Source organism: Brunnivagina elsteri CCALA 953 (genome assembly GCF_002289455.1).
Lineage (GTDB): Bacteria > Cyanobacteriota > Cyanobacteriia > Cyanobacteriales > Nostocaceae > Brunnivagina > Brunnivagina elsteri.
Genome location: NZ_NTFS01000438.1, coordinates 1 through 5,224, shown reverse-complemented (window position 1 = coordinate 5,224; position 5,224 = coordinate 1). Strand labels below are relative to the sequence as shown.

The window sequence follows — 5,224 nt, the reverse complement described above, 5'->3', positions numbered from 1 at the left end:
GGTAAGGAATCGAGTAATTTATTCGAGTTGCCAAATTTGCGATCGCTACCACCTTCTTTGCAGCAAGAAAGGTTTGAGGATTACAAAGATTTTCTCGCAAATGCAATCTTGGCAATGGTTTCTGGGAATCATCGGGGTGAATCTCAAGATGCGGTAAGGTCGCTTATTGCTTTGGCTCTGAAAGCATTTTTTGGAGATGAGCTAATACGCGATCGCTATGCAGCAGCTTACACTAACGGCTTTGGTTCCGATGAATGGCAGACAATGCCTACATTACATGACTTTTTGGGCTTCTGCTCCCACGAACGATTGCGGTTGGATTCCCTAACTGGGGATACCAAAGCAGCTTTAGAAACTATCCGCTTACGGTTGCGATTTTGGCTTTCATCACGGGTAGGACAAGCGTTAGCACAACCTTCTACTTTCCGCAGCGATGCTCGTTTACTCATCTTTGCATTGCGTAATTTATCAAACGATGAAGATGCGGCAATTTTGAGTTTGAGTGCTTACAGCGCAGCATTACGACGGGCTTTAGCATCTCCGGCAAGCATCTTTTTTATTGATGAAAGCCCAATTTTGTTTGAATTTGATGCGATCGCGGCACTTGTAGGCAGACTTTGCGCTAATGGTGCAAAAGCTGGAATTAGGGTTATTTTATCAGCGCAAGACCCAGATACGATCGCAAAATCTCCATCGGGGGCAAAGATTTTTCAAAACTTAACCACTCGGTTAATTGGACGGATTCAACCCACTGCGATTGATAGTTTTACAAGCATTTTGAAATATCCCCAAGAGATTATTTCTCGTAATGCCACAGAAAGCTTCTTTCCCAAAAAGGAGGGTTTTTACTCGCAATGGTTGCTAGATGATAATGGAATATTTACTTTTTGTCGTTATTATCCAGCATTCAATTTATTAGCAGTAGTCGCAAATAATCCCCACGAACAAGAACAGAGAACACTCGTGTTATCGAGATATTCAGATAAATTTCTTGCTGTGACAGAATTTTCTAGGCAACTAATACAAACAAATTAATTCGGAGTATGAAAAAGCTTAATCAATTGAAAATAAGTTTAGTTGGGATAGCTGTAATATCAACAATTTGTATTTCCAGTGCCCATGCATTAGAGATACAAAATCCCATCGCAAAAGTATTCGAGCAATGGCAAGAGCAATTAAGCTCGATAAACAAATATGTATCCTCAACAATCTCTCAAAAACTAGATGATTTATCGGAATCATTGCAGGGAGATTTGCAAGCAGCAGTTAATGAATCAGTTGGGATATTGGGTTTACCTGATGCAACATCCGTGAGAACAAAAGTAGAGGAAATTGCCTCTGATAGTAATAAAGCAGTTAATAGTGTTGATAGAGCAACCAATGAAATTGACCGTCAAATTACACGCGCTGATTCTGATAGCACTTTGAGTAAAAAGGGACAACAACTTACGAAACAACAAGTAGAAAAAACTCAAATTTCTATCGAACAAGTTGAAGATGCGGGGGAAGCTGCACAAAATGAGGTTGTAACTCAAGATGTAATGAAACGGATTGCCCAACAAAATACTCAAATCGCTGGAATTTTAGGAACAATGAGAACTGATGGGTTGAAAACTAAGCAAACTCAAGATTTAGCTAATTTGAATTTAACTAATATTTCCCGTTCCTTGGATGGTCAAAATCAAGCACAACAAAAAGAAGTAGTTGGTCAGGGATTTAATAATTTACGCACAGCATCTCAAGCTCGTTTGTTCTAATTTAATATTTAACCGTATGTTCTACTATTTTTTGAAATACGGATTAATTTTTTCTCAAGTACAACCTCCAAATCCAGGACAAGCTGCATCTACCATAACTGAGGATGGAGTTGCTGCAAGTCAAGCAGTAGCTGAATCGATCGATAAGTTATGGGATGACGTGTTACAAGGAGGATTATATAGTGCGATCGCAAATCTCGGTATTTTCTTCGCAGTTGGAACTCTGCTAATTTTCATAGTCCAATGGACGAAGGAAATGATTGATGGTGATAGCTCCAAGGGATTTACCGAGATAATTTGGACAATCGTTGTAATAGTTTTGCTTGCTAATAATGGTCAACCATTAGCTGAGGCAACAAAGGGATTGAGAGGAATTATAAATCAAACAAATCAAACACTTCTAGCATCAACATCTGCATCTATTCAACTCCAAGAAGCTTATCAGCAAATAATGGTAAAAACTGGTAAAGGTGATGCAATTCAATCACTTGTAAATCAATGTAATACTATTGCTGACCCAACACAACAAGCAGAATGTTTACAAAATGCAGCCGCACAAGCAAAGGAAATTGAAGCAGATTTAGACCAAGATAATAGTCCTGAATGGGTCAAAAGTATTAGTGATTTTTTCAACACTAATATTTTCCAATTAGCATTAAGAGGTTGGCTTTTTGCCCTTGCGATCACCTTCCAATGGATAATCGAAGTTTGTATGCTATTAACTGCATTATTGGGTCCCCTGGCTGTTGGAGGTTCTCTACTTCCTGTCGGTCAAAAAGCTATTTTTGCATGGTTAACTGGCTTCTTTTCGGTGGGAATGATAAAGCTTTGTTTCAATATTATTTCTGGTTTAATTTCGACAATGGTTTTGAATTCTGAGAATAATGACCCGATGATTTTTGCATTTGCAATTGGGATTCTGGCACCAGTTTTATCTGTAGTTTTAGCAGCAGGGGGAGGGATGGCTGTTTTTAGAAGTTTTTCAAGTATTGCTAGTTTTGGACTTTCGACTTTCGTCACGAGAATGGTTAATAGAAGAGGCTATTAGCGGTTAGCGTTTAGCTATTAGCTAATAAATCAATTGATTTGATAATTAATCAACAGATTCTCAAGATTATTTTACCAAGCTAATGGCTAAGAGCTAACAGCTTTTAAGACTTATGAACAATCTCAATTCAGAATCTAATCAAAATAAACGACTAAGATTTTTAAATCATGCATCTCAAAAGGTTTCAACTGGTGATACTTTAGCATTATTTACCGTTGGTACTTTTGGATTACATCTTATTACCTTTTTCATTCTGATATTAATCTACGGCTCCTACTCACAATTAAATAAAAAACCACCTCCTACTTTAGTGCAATTAGAAACAGGTTCTGCAATAAAAGTTGCACCATTAGGAAATCGCGATCGTACTCCACAAGTCATTTCTCGTTTTGTCTCCGATACCATGACTTTAATGATGAATTGGTCAGGAAATTTACCAGCTACTACAGTTGAAGAGAATGCAAAACCTAAACCTGACAAGGGAATAAATATTGGGGAACGGAGATTGAGAGAAAATAGGGTGACATCAGGAGCGTGGCAAGCGTCTTATGCTCTCTCAGAGGACTTTCGTAAAGAGTTTCTAAAAATGTTAGCTTCCATGACACCATCAGGAGTTTTTAAGGGTACGACTCAAGTTGTTTTAGTTCCACTTTCAATTCAATCACCGATAAAAATTGAAGAGGGTAAATGGAAAGTAAAAATGATTGCAAATCTGACTATTTTTGACCGGGGTAATAATTTAGGAGAAGTGATTCCTTTTAATAAAGAGATATTTATTAGAGCAGTGGAAGCTCCCGAATCTCCAGCAAATGTGAGTGGTTTAGCGGCAGTAATTTATCAAGTTCGTGCTAGCGGATTAGAAATTTATGCAATTCGTGATTTACCACAGGAGAATTTGTAATGCAGAATTTGGAGAATGAAAATAGCGAGCAAGAGAGTAGTTGGGATGAAGACAGTTTTGCAAAATTACTAGGTTTAAATGATGAAAAAACACCGGAGAATAAAACAGATTTAATCAAATCAGAAGAAGTATTAGAAGGAGAAGAAACTAATCAAAATCAAGTATCAAATCCAATTGCTACCCATGAATTATTTGATGACCCACAATTAGGTAAAACTCAACCAACTTTTTATGGTAATCCATTTGCTAAATTTGGTGTAGTCGGGTTAGTAATGCTCCTAGTTTTTGGTGCTGCTGCAACAGTTTTAAATAGCATTATGTCCGGTAAACCAAGAATTGCACCTACAATTGCAAATCGAGAAGAAATTAAGCCAAAAGTTGAAATTGCCGATAACTCTCAAACAACGGAAACCGGAAAGCTAAAAGCTGAATTAGCACTCTCTACTCAAGCCGAGAAAATTAAATCTGTGGAGCATTCCCAAAATACGAAAAATCCGATTAATAGACACAATCATAAAATACAAAATAAAAAGATTTCCCCCTCCGTAATACCTAAAGAAGTACCCAGAAATCAAGTTGCTTATATTCCGCGTTCTATACCTCAACGAGTTAACTATAACCCTTCTCGTGTTGCCTATACACCAAGAATTCAACCAGTTGTAAGTAAAGTAAATCAGCCAACCTTACCTAAATCTTTACCCAAGCAGGAAGAAATGATTAATACTATGGAGCAATGGAGAGAAATTAGTAATTTAGGAAGTTATGGAAATGTTGCGATCGCATCTAATTCTAAATCTAATTCTCTGCCCAATAAGACTTTAAATTCTACTAACGAGAAACAACAAATACCAACAATTCCTCGCGCGACTTTAGTTTCAGCAACTCCAAATCAAAATCAAATAATTCCAATAACTGATGATTTACAAATAGAACCACTTCATGATGAAGAAGCCTTAATTATTGGTAATCCAGAAACACCGCAATTAACAGTAGGTACATCTGCTGACGGGAAATTAATTATTTGGGCGAATAATCAGGTCAATAATGCTAATAAACAATCTACCAGTCAACAACAATCAGATAAGTTTATTATCCAAGTTTCTAAATCTTTAGAAACCGAAAAAGGCTTAGTTATTCTCCCTAAAAATTCGCAAATTATCGTTCAAGTTAAAGATATTCAAAAATCAGGATTTATCGAACTTGAGGCAACGCAAGTTGTGATTGATGGGAAAGAATATGCTCTTCCTAAAGGTGCGATCGCAATTCGTGGAAGCTCTGGGAAACCGTTAATTGCATCTTCCTGGGGTAATAAAGCTGGAGAAATTGCTAAACGGGATGCCGAAACATTTGCAGTTGGTTCTTTAGCCAAAGTCGGTAAAGTTCTCAATCAACCCAAAGAGGAGCAAACCTCAACGAACAGTGGGTTTGGTGGCACAAATTCTTGGGAGCATCCCACTTTTTATTTAGCGAGCAAAGATTAATCCATTAAGGTAAGCACAACGGTGAGCAATGACTTGA

The 5,224-nt window shown here is 37.3% G+C and carries 4 protein-coding genes and 1 pseudogene; all 5 read left to right on the top strand.

The genetic code is table 11. The features are described from left to right. Positions 1 to 1,035, top strand: a pseudogene (locus CK510_RS25875) (hypothetical protein); the annotation flags it as partial. Between the two features lie 8 nt (positions 1,036 to 1,043). Next, complete coding sequence (locus CK510_RS25870; RefSeq protein ID WP_095724406.1) at positions 1,044 to 1,757, top strand: hypothetical protein; 714 nt, start codon at positions 1,044 to 1,046, stop codon at positions 1,755 to 1,757. Between the two features lie 16 nt (positions 1,758 to 1,773). Beyond that, on the top strand, positions 1,774 to 2,805 hold the full coding sequence (locus CK510_RS25865; protein ID WP_095724405.1) for a hypothetical protein: 1,032 nt from the start codon (positions 1,774 to 1,776) through the stop codon (positions 2,803 to 2,805). Between the two features lie 112 nt (positions 2,806 to 2,917). Further along, complete coding sequence (locus CK510_RS25860; protein ID WP_095724404.1) at positions 2,918 to 3,706, top strand: hypothetical protein; 789 nt, start codon at positions 2,918 to 2,920, stop codon at positions 3,704 to 3,706. Next, on the top strand, positions 3,706 to 5,187 hold the full coding sequence (locus CK510_RS25855; RefSeq protein ID WP_245912439.1) for a conjugal transfer protein TrbI: 1,482 nt from the start codon (positions 3,706 to 3,708) through the stop codon (positions 5,185 to 5,187). The genes CK510_RS25860 and CK510_RS25855 overlap by 1 nt, the downstream gene beginning before the upstream one ends. Positions 5,188 to 5,224 lie beyond the last annotated feature (37 nt).